The following is an 18,636-nucleotide window of genomic DNA, read 5'->3' as shown; positions in this document are numbered from 1 at the left end:
AGGGTTATTTTTTAGAAGTGTATTTTACCAAACTTTCCATTGCTGCAAGAATTGCTTCTTCCTTAGTAGCAATAGGCTGCCATCCTAATACTTTTTTAGCCTTAGCATTGCTCACATTACGGTTTATGGTTAACAAAGCAACGGATTGCTTGGCTTGTGGATTGACCAATGCTGCAATACGCAACACCCAATTGGGCAATGTTCTTACAGGAACTTTTTTTGCTATCTCCGGCATACTATCCTTTAACAGTTTTGCAATTTCAGGCATGGAAATTTCACCATCTGCAGTAGCAATAAACCGGTGTCCGCTGGCATTAGGATTGGTCATCGCGCGGACGTGCAGGTCAGCTACATCACGGATATCGACCACATTCAAAGGGATATTTGGAATGGCTTTAGCCGAACCGTCCGTCAAGAACTTCAAAATGCCAAGACTTGGGGACTGGCTTAAAGCCAATGAAGGGCCAAAAACCGCAACCGGGTTTATGACAGTCAGTTCCAAATCCCCACCTTCTTTTTTGATAAAATCCCAGGCAGCTTTTTCTGCCAATACCTTTGATTTCTCATAAACGGATAAGCCCTTTTCATCGGGGTCTGTCCAGTCAGATTCTGTTGTTACCGTTTTCGGGTTTTTATTACTGAACCCGACCGCACCAAAACTGGAAGTCATTACAACCCGTTTCACTCCGGCATCTCTTGCAGCTTTTAATACACGAAGTGTGCCTTCCACGGCCGGGCGTATTGTTTCGTCTTCCGGTAAATTAGCACCAGCATGCGTAGGGGAAGCAATGTGTAAAACGTATTGGCACCCTTTCATTGCCACATTCCAGTTGCTGTCTTTTGTCAGGTCCGCCTCAATAAATTGAAGGTGGTCTGGCTGAGCAATACCGGCTGTTCTCAGCATTTCAATTACCCCATTCTTTTTGCCAATCGACCGAAGTGTGGTTTTTACATCGTACCCCTTTTGCAGCAATTGAAGAATACAGCATATACCTACGGCGCCCGTTCCGCCCGTTACCAAAACTGTTTTTCTATTTTCCATTATTCAAGAATTTTATGCTACAAAGCTCCGCATAAAAACTTCCCTCCGTTTTCCTGAAAAGTCCAAAGTTGTTGTCCTGAAAAGTCCAACTGCTTTGTCATTTGACAAAAAGGTTCTACATGATACTTTTTCGGATTCTGATTAAGGTACTCTACGTAATCCCAGGTATGAGGCGATGTAGGATAACTGATCCATTTTGCAAAATTAGAGCTTTTGGCCGCTTAGGCATTTGCCTGCCATTTGGCAAAAAGCCAAACAGTACTGTTTCAGTTAAACGACTGTCTGAATTCCAAAGGGGAAATAGCTGTCTTATTTTTAAACAGCTTATTAAATGATTGCGGATACTCAAAGCCTAAGAGGTAAGCAATTTCACTGACAGAAAGATGGGTGGTGGTCAGAATGTCTTTGGCCTTTTCGATCAACTTATCGTGAATAATCTGCTGTGCTGTCTGCCCTGTCAACTGCTTCAGGCAGTCGCTTAGGTACTTACTGGACATATTTAGCTGAGATGCCAAATAGGCGGGAGTTGGCATCTTCTGTCCCTCTGCATCGATAAAATAGGCATTTAATATATTTTCTACCCGGTTGAGTAATTCACTGCTGCTATTTTGCCTGGTAACAAACTGCCTGTTGTAATAGCGGTTGAAAAGGGTAAGCAACAGATCCAGCGCAGAAATAAGTGCATCCTGACTAAAGCGGTCTATAGGCAACAAATATTCCCGTTCAATTTGCCCAAAAATAATCTCTATGGCTTGCTGCTCATCTTCCGAAAGAATCAAAGCTTCATTTACATCGTAATCAAAGTAGCCAAAGCTTTTCATTTTCTGGCTTAACGGATAGGCTCTCAAAAAGTCAGGATGTATGCTTATGATCCAGCCCTTTTTGGCAAATGCAAAATCTTTCTCAACAATACTGACTTGCTTGGGGGCAAAACAAGAAATAATGCCTTCATCAAAATCAAAGGGTGTTTGCCCATATTGCATTTTACAGGGACATTCTTTCTTCAATGCGATTTGGTAAAAACCACTTATCAATTTGGTTCGCTGGGTGAGTGCCGGTTTTGGGAAATCTTCAAAACGAAGAATGCTGAACAATGGATGCTTCGGCTTGGAAATACCCACAGCCTTGTGCATATCAGCAATGGAATGGAGATGAATGGTTGAGGTGGTTGAATTCACTTTTCTTCAGTTATATTATTGGCTACTTTTTCCTGTACGATCTGGCAAAACTCTTGGCTAAAAAAGTGCTTGGAAGTAAAGCTGATAAGCGGCTTGCCATTCTGTTCATTCTTCCTGATACAATGTAATCCTTTTTCTTATCCAACGCAGTCAATAGCTCTTCAGCTACTTGTTCTGGGGTTTGCAAAGGCGTAGAACTGTTATATTCCGCATTCAGTCTCTTTCCCACTTCGCCGTCAATACCGGCAGCGCTGTTAAAATTGGTTTTGGTCAAGCCGGGACAGAGCAACATCACGTGTACCTTGTAGGGCTTGCATTCCTGGGTCAATGCCTGGGTAAAGTGGCGGACAAAAACCTTGCTGGCTGCATAGGTGGCCATATACGGAATCGGTATAAATGATGCCATAGAAGCCACGTTGATGATAGTCCCGCTGTTGCGTGCTTTCATCTCCTGCAGGAACAAATGGGTCAGCGCCACCAAAGATGAAATATTGAGCTGTAACAGTTCCAATTCCGACTCCAAGGCTAGTTCGGAGAATTCTCCCCCAGAACCGATACCGGCATTGTTGATGAGCATATCCACTTCCAGCCCACGTTGCCTCGTTTCCAAAAAAAGCTGTTCGGCAGAACCTGGTTTTGCCAAATCCGCCGCAATATATTGGGCATGGATGCCATACCTTTCAGCCATCTGTTTGCACTGAGTGCCTAGCTTACTGGCGTTACGGGCCACCAGTAATAGGTTGTGTTTTCTTTCTGCCAACTTGTGCGCAATGGCTTCCCCTATCCCACCCGATGCGCCTGTTATTAAGATTACCTTCATTTTCTACCATTTTAAATTATGATGTAAAGTTGGGAAAGTAGGTAGCCTGAAAAGTATCCGATTGTCAGTAATATGTATCCAATATTCGGAATAGAATACATAGAGTTGACTTCCGATACTAAACCTTAGATAATTCCATTACCCTACTCGCTTCATATACAATTATAGTGTTAGTTTAAAAAGCAGAAATCCAATTGATTATCGCCGGTCCCCAAGACCGTAGTGTGATAAAATAAGTACCCAGTAAAATAAAGCCGGTGGCAAAGAGAAGAACCAGGGAAGCAATTATTTGTAGAAATGAATTTGTCTTAAAGCGATTAACCCGTATAAACAACTCCGCTACGAGAAGGTTGGGGACATAGAAGAAAAAGTCCATGATATGGTCAAATGGGCCACTGAAATTCATCCCACGCCCCATTCCCCCCGTTAACAAAGTCCAGAACCCGTAATCCATTCGATAAATCCATGAACCAATGGCCAGTGCATACAGTCGCAATGCCCAAGCTCTATGCTTCACAAAACGACCTTTTACAGCATGGTGATAAGTTTGAATCGCAGAGATTCCCGTCAGAACTCCATATAAGGAAAAACCGATATCCATCACCAACCCTCCGACGGTGCCCCGGATTAGAATGAATGTCAATCCTCCAACTGCCGTCAAAAGACTTGAAATAATATAGATTTTTCCCAGCAAACGGTGTACGGAAGGAAAATTGACCCGAACCCTGTCGATCAGCTGTATACTGCCCAATAGCAATAGCATACCCCCTGCAGCAAAATGAATCCCGATTCCTGCGGTCGCACCCACAGAATTTTCTTCATATAAGTTGGGGAGAACGTGATTCCACCTTACCATTTCGCCCTCATAAAGTGCAGATGCATAAAATGCCAAAATATACAGTCCAAACAGTGCGGCACTGATCCAAACAGTGGCAACCAATGCAATGCCCGACCAACGGAGAATAGTTGAACTGACTTTGTTTCCTTGGGAAATGGAAGGATGGGCTAAAGCGGGGGTATTAGTGATTTTAGACATGGAATGGAAACTATTTGTCAGGGAAAGGACAGTTCGGCGAGGTTGTATTTGAGTTAGAGGTCGTATTTGAGTTAATTGAAAGACTGTCTGAATTCCAATGGTGAGACTTTGGTCTTCGCCTTGAACAGTTTGCTGAACGACTGCGGGTGCTCAAAACCCAGGTCATAGGCTATCTCGCTGACAGTCAATTGTGAGGTTGACAGTTTTTCTTTTGCCTTTTCGATCAGCTTCTCATGGATATGCTGCTGAGCCGTCTGTCCGGTCAGTGATTTCAACAGGCTACTTAGATAACTGGATGATACATTCAGCTTATCGGCCAGGAATTGTACCGAAGGAAGCCCCCTAGACACCAAATCATCCCCATTGAAATAATTGGTCAGCAACTCCTCCATTTGATCAAGTAGCTGATGACTGGCTTTTTTCCGGGTGATAAACTGTCGGTTGTAAAAACGCTCGGCATAACTCAACAGCGTTTCAAGATGTGCGACGATTATACCCTGACTGAACCCATCGATATTCGAATCGTATTCCTGCTTGATCTTGCCAATGATATCATTGATGATGAGTTCTTCTTTTTCAGAGAGGAAAAGTGCCTCATTGGATGCATAGCCAAAGAAGTCGTATTGCTTGATTTTTTTAGCTAAAGGAGTATTCCACAACAAATCCGGATGGAAAAAAAGCATCCAGCCCCGAAGTCCTGCCGGGACTCCCCCCTCTTCTCCCCGCAATATCTGACCCGGTGACATAAAAGCCATCAATCCTTCATCAAAGTCATATTTTTGCTGGCCGTAGAGCAAGTGGTCACAGCCTCTCTTGATGGATATGGCGTAGAAATCAAAGATCACAGCATGCACATCCACATGATTTTTAAATTGGGAGACATCCACCAGACTGATCAAAGGATGCTTTGGCATATCCAAGCCGATCAACCGATGTCCTTCTGTAATGGTCTTTATTCTGTATGGTGCGGCGTTTTTCATAGGTGAGTTTTTTCAGGATTTAAAAGGATATTTCAACCAAATCATCACCAGCGGCATGGCCAGAAACGGGATTTCTATCAAAGCCATTTTGTAATTCCCAGCATTGAGCGATAGCGCCATGATCAAGACGATGGTCACTGCATTTAGAATGTTGCTTACCAGGAATGTTTGCGGGAAGAACAACATCAAGCCAAGAAGGATGGAGAAAACACCAAAATACGGCATCACGCCTTTGGTAATTCCCAAGTCTGACATCATTTGGGCCTGCTGCGCATTTGCAGGCTGAAACGCATCCCATCCGTGCTTGAAACTCAGGAATGCAGAAATAATCAAGAGTACTATGCTTACTATTTTCATCTGTTTATAATTTGATTTTTATTGGTCTGACTTGCCTTTGCCGGCAGGCAGGTGCCCGCCTCCCGGAGGGCAGGGAATACCCTCGGATAATCATGCTCCTGTGTGTCGACCGTTCGACATGGGTATTTCATCTGTTTATATTTTGATTTTTAATGGTCAGATAGCCTGTCCCGATTTTTCTTCGGGAGAATCTCGCCAGGCGAATAATCATCCCTCTGTGTGTCGCTTGCGTCATGCTCGATTTCATGATAATTTAATTTAAGTGGTCGGTAAATGTCTTGTTTGGTGATAATTTTCAGGATTTCGAGACGTTTCCTGATACCTGATATCAACTTATTTGATACTGTTGAGTGATTTAAATCGTTCAAATTCCCGGTGGCCGAATCTTAGGAAGAAATTCGGTGCCAGGCGGCTTGCAATTCCCAATAAATAAAACATCAGCCGGGAATATCCATGCTATCGGATTGTACTCCGACCTGAGTTTCATCCCCTGCAAATAGTGTGACCGGTTTTACACTGATAGTTTGGTTCAAATCACTTGGAATCTTCCAAGGCCATTTGCAGGGGCAAAGTTCGAAGTCTTTTTCCCGTTAACTTGAAAATGGCATTTGCGATAGCAGGAGCAATAGGCGAAATAGGAGGTTCACCAACTCCCGAAGGCTGGTCAGAACCTTGATGCAGGATCACTTCGATATCCGGTGTATCCCTTAGCGATGCAACTTTATAATTATGAAAGTTGGTTTCTACGAACTGGCCCTTTTCTATTGTTCCCTGTTCATGTAAGCCTGCACTGATAGCCATCATCGTAGCCCCCTCGACTTGCTGACGGATACCAGCGGGATTAATAATTACACCCGGATCGATGGCCTGATATACCTTGGTAACTACAATCTTCCCTTCTTCAATTTTTATCTCCACTACTGCCGCAGCGATTGTCTTATGATCATCACAAACGGCCATACCCTTTCCAATTTCGCTGGGTGAGGGATTGTCCCATCCTGATTTTTCCCGAATTAGTTCAAGGATTTTTCTTCTCCTGGTCTGTCGGACTGTATCGCCGCAATGATCAAGTCTGAATTTTATAGGATCTATACCGGCTTGGTTAGCCAATTCATCCATAAAGCTCTCTATGGCAAAGGTGTTGGCAAACATGCCCACTCCTCTCCACATACTTGTCTCAAAGGGCAGTTTACTTTGCCACATGGTGGTCCTTAGGTTTTCAATAGCATACCCAATCCGCCCACCATGGCCAGCTACAATAAAGTCTGCTCCTAAAATGGGCTCCACAATTTTCGGCATGGCCATGAACCCCATCGGACCAGAGGCAAATTCATGCTGCATTGCCAGAATTTTGCCTTCATTGTCTAATTTCCCACTAAGTATATGATGGGTGTTTGGCCTTACAAATCCATTTTGAAACTCCTGCTGTCGATTGTAAAGTAGATGAACAGGTCTGCCTACGGCTTGGGATAGTCTGGTGGCCTCCACCGCATTGTGTTTGAAAGTCTTTCTGCCAAATCCTCCCCCCAAAAAAGCAGGCACCATTACTATGTTTTTACTATCGAATCCCAAAGCATCTGAAATGGATTGCTGCATGAAAGGGAGATGTTGGTGGGAGGTATAGACCGTAACCTTGTCATCCACCACGTCCGCCACTACAATACTTGGCTCCATGCCGGCATGAAAACCAATGGGAGTCCGGTATTCACTTTTAATTTCTTTTGATTGAATACGATTGATATTGCCCTCCTTTTGCATATTCACCTCCGTGCCAATACCCACTGTTACCGCTTCTATGGCATTTTTAGTGGAATAGTTTGGATTATAATCCCAATTTGCCTTCACCCTGGAAAGTGCTCTTTCAGCTTCAAATCTGGTAGTGGCTACCACTCCAATCCACTCTTTATCCTGAACTACTTTCAAAACGCCACCTGCGTTCTCAGCCCCGGTTAAATCCGCATTTTTTAATTTTCCTCCTATATAGGGGCTATACATTACCGCCCCGTAAACCATATTGGGAAGAGAGGTGTCAATACCGTAAATCGGTTTTCCCAATACTTTATCCAACAAATCAATCCTCTTGTGTTCTTTACCCACGTATTTAAAAGATGAAGCTGGCCGTAAAGCAGGGGTATTGGCTGTCTCCCAATTTGAAGTTTGTTTTGCCAGGTCAGCATAGGTTATTTCATTGCCGGAGGAGGTCAAAACTCCATTTTTGGTCGAGATTGATTGAGGCTCTACCCCCCACAGCTTGGAGGCTTGAAGCTTTAGGGTTTCACGCAAAGTGGCCGCAACTTCCCGTATGCTGACATACAGGGAAGAAGTACTGTTGCTCACACCGGTATTTCCAATAATGCCGTTGGAAGAGGAAGCATGGACTACTTTAATTTTATCCAATTCCATGTCCAGTTCTTCAGCCGCCAACATGGCAAAGCCGGTAAAAATACCCTGCCCCATTTCTACTTTAGGGGATTTCATAGTGACTGTATTATCTGAATTTACTTCAAACCATAAGTGATGGTCAAATTCAGAAATCCCTGAGGGCATATCCATTTCTGCCACGAAACCACTCAGCCCCCTTCGTATGAAAGACCTTCCAAAATAAAGCAGGGCCATAGTACCTGACACGCCAATTCCAGCACCTTTCAGAAACTTTCTTCTGGAAATCCCCTTTTTGGAGCCCTTATTTGATCGATCCATGAGCTTTGATTTTAGAAGCCAGAAGAATTGCATTGATTATTCGTGGGTGGGTACCACAGCGGCAGATATTTGAAATTCCGTTCTTGATTTCCTCCACTGTTGGGGTTGGATTTTCTTCCAAGAGTTTGGCTGCGGCCATCATAAACCCGGGCTGGCAGTAGCCACATTGAGGTACTTGGATTTCCATCCAGGCCTGTTGTACCGGATGTAGATTGGTTTCGTCTTCAGAAAGCCCTTCGATGGTTGTTATTTGTTTGCCCTCAGCCATTTTTACCGGGTAGGAACAAGACCTTATCAAATCTCCATCCACATACAGTGAGCAAGCACCACACAGCGCTTTGCCACAGCCAAACTTGGTACCTTTTAAATTAGCCAGATCTCTCACTGCCCACAGTAGGGGCATATCCGGATCGGCTTCCAATACTATTGGTTTTTCATTGATGATTAGGCTTACCTTCATATTGTTGGATTTAGATTGACGGGGTATTTTTCGGCCTGCAATGAATCTTCTTAAATGCAATTCGGCCTTTTTATTATTGCGTGCTGTTATCTATGGAATTACAGTTCGATTTTCAGTCCAAACGTGGGAAACATCCCAAGTCCTGAGCGTGAAATCTGACCAGTGAGTGGGATAAACTGTTCAAAATTCACATTGAATGTATTTTGGATGTCGGTGATGTCCAGAAACACGGTCAGGGCACTTCGCCTCATCTGTATATTGTAGTCTGCCCGGATATCAAAGCTTACAAAATCGTCCAGCAACCTTCCGTTTCTGGAGGTTAGTTCCTGCGAATACCGCAACATGTTCATGTCATTAAAAACATTTTCATGGATTATATAATCATCAATCGGACGCCCTGTTGAGTACCTGAACTTGGCCGACAGCACCCACTTCTCATTTGGCTTATAACTTGCCAAGGCACTGAACACATGCGGTATGTTGAATGTAAAATCATATTCTCCATACCCGTCGTTATCATCCCGTACACTTTGCATGTAAGAATAACTTACTTGGCCATAATACTTTTTTGAAAGTCTTTTGATCAAACTGAAATCAGCTCCATAGGCATAGCCAGTACCGTCATTTGTCAGATAGCTTTCAGCCCTGTTGGGCTGTACGACCAAATCATCAAACTGCTTGTGCCAGGCCTCGGCCACAAGCTTCAAGTCTCCTGAAAATTGCATCTTATAGCCAAGGATACTTTGTATAGTCCGCTCATTTTTGATTACATCACCAAAACTTTGTGCGGCGACATTGGAATAGGCCACATCCTGATAATAAATACCGGTGGCAAAATTGATACTCTGTCTATCTCCCAATAACAGACTACCACTTAATCTCGGTGAAATGGTGTGCTGCTCAGCAAATCCTGTGAAATCGTAGCGAAGCCCAGGATTTAAGGTAAGTCGCTTAGTGACATTCCAAGAAAGACTGGCATATGCCGAACCGTTGAAAGCCGTATTTTCGAAGGAGGAATTGTAGCGAGCCGGATCTAAAATCTGAAAATACCGGGAAGGGTCAGGACGAAAATCAGTGGATCTGAAGGTATAAAGCGTATCGGTTCGGGCTAGATTTCGCTCATAATCCAAATTGACGGCAATGGCATCAATCCCCGCTGTTAAAGTGACTTTATCGTAATTCTTGGTATAGATGGACCGGTACCCTATCTCCTGCTGGTCATTTTTTATAGTTCTGAGATCATCCCTGTATGCACCAAACGCCGGATCCAGTATTTCTCCGTCAGAAGTAAGAGAGGGAGTATAATAGCCGAATCTGTTGTCCACGGTAGAAGCGCGGAAATAAAGTACATTTTTCCAATAACTGGATGTACTGGTCAGTGTACGCAGATTCAGACCTACCAAGGTATTGCTTCCTCGATGGTTATAGAGAACCTGTCCCGCACTGTTGTCATCATTGATATTGGTACCTGCCTCGATATCATCAATCCACCTGCTGGGTCGCTCAGGATTGTACATGGCAATAAAGGAAAGCCTGTTTTTGGTATTGATCTCCGTGGTCGTTTTTACCAGATAATCGCCCAGCGATATCGATCCCATATTGGGCACCCCTGTGATGCTAGCCACACCTGCGAAATTCTGGTAGCGTGCAGAAGTAAAAAGGCTTGTCTTTTTGGTAAGCGGACCATCATAAATCAGTGTCACTCCCAAAAGCTCCAACTGCGCACTAAAAGAACTGCTTTCCCTATTTCCTTCTTTGATGCCAAGCCCAAGGTATGAGGAAGATTTCCGACCAAATGTGGCATCAAACCCACCATTCTGGAACTGAACATTATCCACTACACGGGGGGCGAAAATACTAAACCTACCGCCGTTGGGGTCATTGAAACCCGAGGAGATACCCTCTGCCTCCAAGTGGGACAGATTGAACATGGGCATATCATCCACCATATATACGTTGTCCTGCGTACCCTGGCCTCTTGCCGCTATGGCTGAGAATTGGGCCCCGGCACTGACTACACCGGGTAAGACCGCCAGAGCCCTCATGATATCCCCTTGTGATCCTGCATTTCGGAAGATTTCCTCCCTGGAATATGAAAAAGCGGATACTGGCGTTAACGGATTATTCTCACCCTTAAAGGCGACTACCGTCACTTCGCCTAGCTCGCCAACATCATCCAGCATCTCGAATTCAGCATAGTATGTTTTACTGCCTGAAATGACAATATCAGTTACCTTTTTTGTCTGAAAGCCAATAAATGAAAATGTGAGTGAATAGGACCCAGAGGGCACGTTGGCTATAGAAAAAACACCATCGATATCGGTAATCGCACCAAATTGGGTATCGTCCAACTTAACCGTCACGCCTACCATAGGTTGCTTTGTAGTTTGTTCAATAACTTTACCTTTAAGATTTCCTGTTGACTGGGCAACTGACAGGACGCTGATCATACTCAGTATCAGAGTCAACATCAGGATTTTATCTGATCTGTAAAAATTTCTTTCTTTCGGTCTGTAAAGATTCATGCCGCGTATCTTTTGTAAATTCATATCCTGATATTGACGAAACAAAATTGGCTCGCCTTTTCCAAAGAGGTTTAGCCAAAAACGTTTATGTTGTAGCCAAAAACGACCTAAAGAAAAACCAGTGTTTCTCATTGGATGGCTTTGTGAACGGCTTGTTTTCAAGCTCTTGGAAAGTAGTTGTCGATGTGGTAATGGTTTGGTCTTCTTCATAGCACTTATAATTATTTGCTTCTGGATTTTGCTTTCGATGAGTGCTAAAGTAGCCGCCATTCCAACACCCTATTTTGGAATTATACCAAATGGGCTAGGTTTTATAGCAAATGGGTTTCGGGGCACAGAGACCTGCTTTCTAATACTAAAAAGAGCAAAAAACGGGCGGTCGAACTCCTATTCCAGATTGTAAAAAGACATGTATATCCGCAATGATACCAGTAGCCGTATTTTTCTTGTTTTACGGGCAGGAAGACCTGCCTTTGCCGGCAGGCAGGCCGATAACAAAAGTGGCCTTGACGCTAGCCTTTCCTAAACAAATGATGCTTTTATCCCAATGCTGGTACAAAGGGGATAATCATATAAAATAGACACGATTAAAATCATCATTGAACACACTAGGCTCCGCCGACTGGCGGATTAATCGTCAAAGATCCCATGTATCCCATACAAAATATAAACACATGAAATCGAGCATGTCGAAGGCGACACACAAAGGGATGATTATTCCCCGGGCGAGATTCCATGTGACCATTGAAAAACAATTATAAACACATAAAAAGAATATCAATACCGGAGATCAAAATCTGCCCAGTCCAAAAACCAATCATAAACGAGCTCTGCAAGTAACCGTTTTATCGGGTTTCATCTAATAGGCAGAGGCTTTGGTATAAAAAAGAGGGTTTGTCCCAAAATCTGTTTTAGTTTTACCTACTGTCAGGAAACATCGTCTATAATAGACCTTGCCGGAAGAGCCCTTGCAAGGGTTGATCCTCTTGAAAGCAAGCATACTGATTTTGTCGGTTTTTGACCTATAGTTTGCAGGATCTATAAGGGTTTTGGGTTAAAAGCTATTTCCCTGTACCTACTACTCTGCGATAGATATTATGAGAAATTCAGAAAAAAGTTCAGTGATGGAAAAAGATTGGGTATATAAATTTTTTGTTTCTTCCGACTACAGGTTGGCGCGCCATATTTCATTGATCATATTCATCACCTTAGTTTTATTCAATAGCCAACCGCAATTTATTGAACCGGTTCAGTCCATTATCAGTAGTGGGCTTGTGTTGGTTTTTGTTTTGTTGTTTTATCTGAACATGTATTGGTATGTCCCCCGATTTTTCTTCACCAACCGCTATTTCGCCTATGCATTATCGCTAATTTCCACCATTGCCATTATCTCTGTCATCTACTTTATCAGCTGGGAAATTTTGGCTTCCTATAGAAGGGCTGATGCCTATAGAGAAGCTGCCGGAATGCTTTCTGTTTCATTTGTAGTCCTGGTACTTACGATGGCTTCCACGGCAATTAAACTGTTTCAACGCTCTATTCTCGATAGCCACCGGATAAACGAGTTGGAAAAAACGACGCTGAGATCAGAAATGGAGCAGCTTAAAAACCAGATCAACCCGCACTTTCTCTTCAACATGCTCAACAATGCGAACGTACTCACCCAAAAAGATCCAATAAAAGCCTCGCAGGTACTCATGAAGCTGAGTGACCTACTCCGATATCAGCTCTATGACAGTGCAAGATCCCGTGTACTGCTGACCGCCGACATTCATTTTTTGGAGGATCTATTAAGTCTGGAACAAATAAGAAGGGACAATTTTGAATACCTGATCTCGAAACAAGGGGAACTGAGCGGAGTTCAAATCGCCCCCTTACTCCTGGTCACATTTGTAGAAAATGCCATCAAACACAATATGGACTTAGAGAAAAAATCGTTTGTGCAGTTGTATTTTGATGTAAGCAATGAAGAATTGAAATTCAACTGCATCAATTCCAAGCCGGGGATCCCAACAGCACGAAAAGAGAAAGGGGGGCTAGGATTGGCAAATGTAAAGCGAAGACTCGAACTGATCTACCCCGGGAAACATATTCTACAAATAGACGATACTACCGACACCTATGGTGTATCATTAACCATCAGCCTATGATGACCTGCATGATTGTGGATGACGAACCTCTAGCCAGAGAAGCTATCCAATCCTTAGTGAGTAAAGTTAAAGATCTCCATTTGCTTGGCAGTTTCAGCAGTGCCAACGCCGCCGCTGCCTATTTAGCGGATAATTCTGTGGATCTTATCTTTCTGGATATTCAAATGCCCGGCACCAATGGGATTGATTTTGCCAAAACCATTCCCAGCAACTCACTGGTTATCTTCACCACAGCCTTCAGTGAATTTGCTCTTGACAGTTATGAGGTGGACGCACTCGATTATTTGATCAAACCCGTGCGGTTTGACAGGTTTAAGAAAGCGGTAGAAAAGGCAATCTCTCATTTCAAATTACTTGCAGCAGATCAGTTCGGCAGCAATATCGAACGTATTGCAGCTGACTACTTTTTTGTGAGGGCAGATCGAAGAACCTTTAAAATCTATTTCAAGGATATTTTCTTTATTCAAGGGCTTAAAGATTATGTGGTGCTACACACTGGGGAAAAAAAGATTATCACCGCGATGAACATAAAAACCATCCACGACCAACTCCCCTCTACGCTCTTTGTCAGGACAAGTAAATCCTACATCATCAATGTACGGCACATTGACTCGTTTGATAACAACACTGTATTCATTCAAGAAAATGAAATACCAATCGGCGATGTTTACCGCAATTACTTTTTTGAGGAATTTGTGATAAAGAAGATGATTGGCAGAGGGCAATTTTAGGTTTAATTTCCAGTTTCAAGACCGGAAGACAAAAAATCAAACGACTGATTTCCTGACAGTTGAAAGAAAAAATCATGATAACGAATCGTCCACGGAATATTTTCGGAAGCTAGGGTACCCAAAAAAACGGTTTGAGTTTTCACCCAAACCGTTTGTGTATCACAACCATTGATTTCAGGTTATTTCATCGTGCTTCTATTTCCCGATTTTGCTTTGAACCGCTTTTGGATAGCGGTCTCCCACAATATTGATTTTCTCCAATGCCCTATTGATCGCATTGAGTTCATCATTTGAGAAAGATATTCTTGCCCCGGCAATATTCTCTTGTATCCGATGAGCTTTGGAAGTTCCGGGAATAGGGACTATGAATGGTTTCTGGGCCAATAGCCACGCCAAGGCAATTTGGGCCGGGGAAACGGCTTTCTCCTTGGCTACTAACACTACTAGATCAACCAAGGCCTGATTCGCTTTTCTGTTTTCCTCGTCAAAGCGGGGGGACATATTTCTGGGATCTTTTTCATCAAATTTAGTCTCAGCCGTTATTGCTCCTGTTAAAAAGCCTTTGCCCAATGGACTAAAAGGCACTAAGCCGATGCCTAACTCTTCCAGTGTGCCAATGATGTCTTGTTCAGGCGCACGGTAAAACATGGAATATTCACTCTGTACCGCTGTGACGGGTAATTCCTCATGAGCCCTGCGAATAGAAGTCGTATCCGGCTCAGAAAGCCCGAAATATTTCACTTTCCCTTCCTGAATCAAATCTTTTACGGTGCCTGCCACATCTTCCATAGGCACATTGGGATCCATCCTATGTTGGTAAAACAAATCAATACAATCTGTTTTCAATCGTCTCAAAGATGCTTCCGCAGAGGCTCTTATATTTTCTGGACTGCTGTCAATTTTAAACTCTAAGGCACCTCCTTTGAACCCAAATTTGGTAGCTATTTTCACTTTATCCCCCAAGGGAGCAAGTGCTTCTCCCACCAGAAGTTCATTGTCTCCGTAGCGTTGTGCCGTATCGAAAAAAGTAATACCATTTTCAAAGGCTGTCCGAATCACTTTTATGGATTCGCTTTTTTCAGGGGCACCGGGAAAACTCAATCCCATACAGCCAAACCCCAATGATGACACCTCTAATCCTCTCGTTCCTAATTTTCTTGATTCCATTTCTGCTTGTTTAAATGATTGATAAAACAAAGGTTGATCATCAAAAAATGGAATCATTTGCCAAATGGCAAAAAGCAAATTTTAGCCAATGTTTTTCCTTATTCTGCTCAAAGAAGATTGCGTAATACCCAGGTAGGAGGCGATATGGGATAAGGGAACACGGTTCACCAAGTCTGGAAATTTCTCCATAAACTCAAGATAACGGGTGGTAGCATCCTGTGAAACCAGCTGGCTTCTTCTATCCAATTTTTCCCTATGTTGTTTGGCAACAATCTTCTGGATTATGTTATCCCAACCTATGATTGTATCTGAGATTTCTTTCCAGTGTTGTTTTGAGAAAGTCACCAATTCGGATCTTTCCAGGGCTTGCAAATATTCTGAAGGAACATAGATTGAATCACTATCCTGTCCGTAAAGGATCAAAAGATGTTCCTCAATAAAGTAACGGGTTATTTCTTCACCCTGATTATTGTAATAGTAAACCCTCAAAATCCCTTTTGTCGTAAATCCAACATAGTTGATCTTTTTGCCTGCTTCCCAGAAATAGTCGTCTTTTTGAAGTTCGATGACTTGAGCTTTTCTTAAAATCAAATCTTTTTGTTGCTGGTTCAGGTTACCAAACTGTAATAGGTAGTCAATAAATTCGTCCATTTTGCAAAATTAAAAGTCATCGCTATGTCATCATTTGCCATTTGGCAAAATTTATCGGAGTTGGATCTACAAAACATTCCCGAAGGGATAAATAAAATGTAATGGCCTGTCACAGACACCATCAAACAGTTCCCCAAAAGCGGATCCATATCAGACCAACTGAATACCAAACATTCACCTACTACTTCAATGATATTACTTCTCAGTTAAATGACCTTCTAAATTCCAAAGGTGAAATCTCCGTCTTCGCCTTAAAAAGTTTGCTAAACGATTGCGGGTGTTCAAAGCCCAATTCATAGGCGATTTCGCTTACCGACAAATCTGTAGTTGATAATTTTTCTTTAGCCCTCTCAATCAACTTGTTGTGAATGTGTTGTTGAGTACTTTGCCCCGTCAGCGTCTTGAGCAAACTACGTAGGTAGGTTGGCGAAACGTTTAAATTCTCAGAGATGTATTGAACAGTTGGCAAACCTTTACTTATCAAATCATCATTGTTAAAGTAATCAGAAAGAAGTGTCTCCAATCGGTCAAGAATTTGATGATTGCTTATCTTTCGGGTAATGAATTGGCGTTGGTAAAAACGTTCCGCATAGTTCAGTAATGTTTCAAGATGCGAAATCATAATGTTCTGACTGAATTTATCAATGTTCGCATGATATTCATTTTTGATGTTTTCCACAATGTCGTTGATGAGCGTTTCTTCTTTGTCAGAAAGAAACAGCGCTTCGCTTACGGAATAGTCAAAGTACTCGTATTTCTTTATTTTGTTGGCCAGTGATGTTCCCCACAAAAAGTCGGGGTGGACGAACAGCATCCAGCCTTCAAGCTTGGCAGGTACGCCATTTTCTTCACCGCGTAAAATTTGTCCCGGTGCTAAAAAAGCCATTAACCCCTCATCAAAATCGTATTTCTGCTGCCCGTAAATGAGTTTGTCACAACCTCTCTTTAGGGAAATAACATACAAGTCAAACAGCACAGAAGTTATATCTGACTTGTCTCGCAATCCTGACAAATCTATAAAGCCAATAAGTGGGTGCTGGGGCTTTGGAAGACCCATTAAACGGTGAATTTCCGTTATTGACTTTATTCTAAATGGTTTTGAATTTCCCATTTTCTCAAGTGGATTTAATTTTTAAACGGATATTTAACCCCAATCGATATCAACGGTATGGCAAGAAACGGTATTTCCATCAATGCCATTTTAATTCAAAACATACGTCTGTAAGAAATAACCGTCAATCATACCAATGGGTATGCCTATCCTGGCGTAAAATAAAGCCGTTCTGGCTTTTATTGAAAATACTTTTCTAAATCTGAAATACAGATAAAAACCTACCGGAGGCAGTGCGTTCGACAATAGTATTCAACCCAGTGGGAGTTTATCTTTATTTGTTAATTGAGTGCTCATTTAAATCGTTTTTTAGTTATAGTTGAGAATAGCACTTTGAGAATGTCTTGATACTTTTGGTCAGTGATGGATCCAGGAGATCCTAAAACTCAACTTTTGTCAACTTCTTCGATATTTCCCATAATTTCAGAGATACATCCCTATCGGCGGCTTGTGTTGGTATTTTTGCGATGGAAGGAAATCCCCGGGTTTCACTCAGTTTGTTAGGCCCATAATATGCCCCTCCTTTAGCATCTGGGGAAGTGGCCGCAAACAAGGTCGGCAATGCGCCTTGAGCCGATGGCTGGAACAAAAACGGAAAAAATGTTCTCATCATTCCGGAGACACTCCATCGACCGGCACCGGTAATGAGCAGATTGGTCCTTGAAACACCTGGATGTGCCGCTATGCTGGTAATACCCCAACCGTGCTTTACAGATTGACGCTGAAGTTCTAAAGCAAACATCAAATTCGCGAGTTTTGCCTGACCGTATGCTTTAGACGGGACATAGGAGGCTTGTGACTGTAGGTCATCAAAATTGATCTGACCTGCACGGTTTGCAATGCTTGAGACAGTCACAACACGGGCATCCGTGGCTTTACGTAATAATGGAAGAAGGTGGGCTGTCAAAGCAAAATGCCCAAGATGGTTGGTGCCAAACTGCAACTCAAATCCATCAGCGGTTTCGAGTCTTTTGGGAGGGGTCATCACGCCTGCGTTGTTTATCAAAAGATTGATAGCCTGCCCTTTCTTGGTCATTCTCAATCCAAAGGCTTTGACCGAAGAAAGATCCGCAAGGTCGATCTGCTCAAATCTGATTTTTGCCTTCGGGTTTATTTGATGGATTTTAGCAATTGCCCCTGCTCCTTTTTGGGCGTTTCGCCCCATCATGACCACATTCCATCCTGCTGAGGATAAAGCCAACGCATCTTCATAGCCTACCCCTTCTGTACTACCGGTGATGACAGCTAAGCCCTCATGTCTTTGGGGAATGTTGTTTGCTGTCCAGTTTTTTGTTTCGTTTTGCATTTTTCTGTTTTTTTGTTGATGCAAAATTGCAGCAACCTCAACTAACAGAATTAGCCAAAACGCTTGATGTTGTAGGCAAAAGAGGCTTGACTAGCTTTATGAATGGACAAAAGAAGAGACCGCTCCCCTTTCTAAAAGGGGCATTCATCGAGAATATAACCCACTGCCTTCTGTGCCTTACAGGCCGCCTCTATCAAATGATGTTTGTAGTCCCTCAGCTCCCTCAGGCTATTTTGGGTTATCTGTCAGCTTATCAATTGGTCAATCATCCAGAACCTTGACAATTGCCAATGCATATTTCGGGTTTAACCAGTCCAATTTTTTATATCATCAAAATATTGCAAGACAAACAACCATGTATATAATGGCTTATAAAAAAAGGATGAAATACACCTCTGTGGTATTCCATCCTAATTTCATAC

General features: G+C 42.8%; 15 protein-coding genes. 2 read left to right on the top strand and 13 right to left on the bottom strand.

What is annotated here, in order from left to right; all coding sequences use genetic code 11:
• Positions 1-4 precede the first annotated feature (4 nt).
• From LZF95_RS02175 to LZF95_RS02135, 9 genes are all read right to left on the bottom strand, one after another.
• Entirely contained in the window at positions 5-1,042 is a 1,038-nt protein-coding gene (locus LZF95_RS02175) for an aldehyde reductase (protein WP_233753349.1), read from the bottom strand.
• A 266-nt stretch (positions 1,043-1,308) separates the two neighbouring features.
• Positions 1,309-2,220: an AraC family transcriptional regulator gene (locus LZF95_RS02170; protein ID WP_233753348.1), complete on the bottom strand. Its 912-nt coding sequence runs from the start codon at positions 2,218-2,220 to the stop codon at positions 1,309-1,311.
• 22 nt (positions 2,221-2,242) lie between these two features.
• Positions 2,243-3,040: an SDR family oxidoreductase gene (locus LZF95_RS02165; RefSeq protein ID WP_233753347.1), complete on the bottom strand. Its 798-nt coding sequence runs from the start codon at positions 3,038-3,040 to the stop codon at positions 2,243-2,245.
• Positions 3,041-3,215: 175 nt separating this feature from the next.
• On the bottom strand, positions 3,216-4,076 hold the full coding sequence (locus LZF95_RS02160; protein WP_233753346.1) for a DUF2306 domain-containing protein: 861 nt from the start codon (positions 4,074-4,076) through the stop codon (positions 3,216-3,218).
• Between the two features lie 71 nt (positions 4,077-4,147).
• Positions 4,148-5,056, bottom strand: coding sequence for an AraC family transcriptional regulator (locus LZF95_RS02155; RefSeq protein ID WP_233753345.1), 909 nt, complete (start codon positions 5,054-5,056; stop codon positions 4,148-4,150).
• Between the two features lie 12 nt (positions 5,057-5,068).
• The gene (locus LZF95_RS02150; protein ID WP_233753344.1) at positions 5,069-5,413 is read right to left on the bottom strand and encodes a hypothetical protein; all 345 of its coding nucleotides are present in this window, start codon (positions 5,411-5,413) and stop codon (positions 5,069-5,071) included.
• 534 nt (positions 5,414-5,947) lie between these two features.
• Positions 5,948-8,113, bottom strand: coding sequence for a molybdopterin cofactor-binding domain-containing protein (locus tag LZF95_RS02145; RefSeq protein ID WP_233753343.1), 2,166 nt, complete (start codon positions 8,111-8,113; stop codon positions 5,948-5,950).
• Positions 8,097-8,573: a (2Fe-2S)-binding protein gene (locus LZF95_RS02140; protein WP_233753342.1), complete on the bottom strand. Its 477-nt coding sequence runs from the start codon at positions 8,571-8,573 to the stop codon at positions 8,097-8,099. Before LZF95_RS02140 ends, LZF95_RS02145 begins: the two co-directional genes overlap by 17 nt.
• Positions 8,574-8,671: 98 nt before the next feature.
• A complete protein-coding gene (locus LZF95_RS02135) occupies positions 8,672-11,098 on the bottom strand; it encodes a TonB-dependent receptor (protein WP_233753341.1) in 2,427 nt (808 codons plus the stop codon).
• 1,097 nt (positions 11,099-12,195) lie between these two features.
• Here LZF95_RS02135 and LZF95_RS02130 point away from each other — a divergent pair.
• A complete protein-coding gene (locus LZF95_RS02130) occupies positions 12,196-13,248 on the top strand; it encodes a sensor histidine kinase (protein ID WP_233753340.1) in 1,053 nt (350 codons plus the stop codon).
• Entirely contained in the window at positions 13,245-13,979 is a 735-nt protein-coding gene (locus LZF95_RS02125; protein WP_233753339.1) for a LytTR family DNA-binding domain-containing protein, read from the top strand. The genes LZF95_RS02130 and LZF95_RS02125 overlap by 4 nt, the downstream gene beginning before the upstream one ends.
• 195 nt (positions 13,980-14,174) lie before the next feature.
• On the opposite strand, the gene LZF95_RS02120 is transcribed toward LZF95_RS02125, so the two are convergent.
• From LZF95_RS02120 to LZF95_RS02105, 4 genes are all read right to left on the bottom strand, one after another.
• Positions 14,175-15,146, bottom strand: a complete 972-nt coding sequence (locus LZF95_RS02120) for an aldo/keto reductase (protein WP_233753338.1) — start codon at positions 15,144-15,146, stop codon at positions 14,175-14,177.
• 81 nt (positions 15,147-15,227) lie between these two features.
• Positions 15,228-15,797, bottom strand: a complete 570-nt coding sequence (locus LZF95_RS02115; protein WP_233753337.1) for a Crp/Fnr family transcriptional regulator — start codon at positions 15,795-15,797, stop codon at positions 15,228-15,230.
• A gap of 202 nt (positions 15,798-15,999) precedes the next feature.
• Positions 16,000-16,908 (bottom strand): AraC family transcriptional regulator, encoded by a 909-nt coding sequence (locus LZF95_RS02110; protein WP_233753336.1) that lies wholly within the window; start codon positions 16,906-16,908, stop codon positions 16,000-16,002.
• A 379-nt stretch (positions 16,909-17,287) separates the two neighbouring features.
• The gene (locus LZF95_RS02105) at positions 17,288-18,214 is read right to left on the bottom strand and encodes an SDR family oxidoreductase (RefSeq protein WP_233753335.1); all 927 of its coding nucleotides are present in this window, start codon (positions 18,212-18,214) and stop codon (positions 17,288-17,290) included.
• Positions 18,215-18,636: the final 422 nt, after the last annotated feature.

The organism is Algoriphagus sp. AGSA1 (assembly GCF_021390545.1).
Lineage (GTDB): Bacteria > Bacteroidota > Bacteroidia > Cytophagales > Cyclobacteriaceae > Algoriphagus.
The sequence above is the reverse complement of the archived record's forward strand: the minus strand, read 5'-3'. Positions and strand labels throughout refer to the sequence as shown.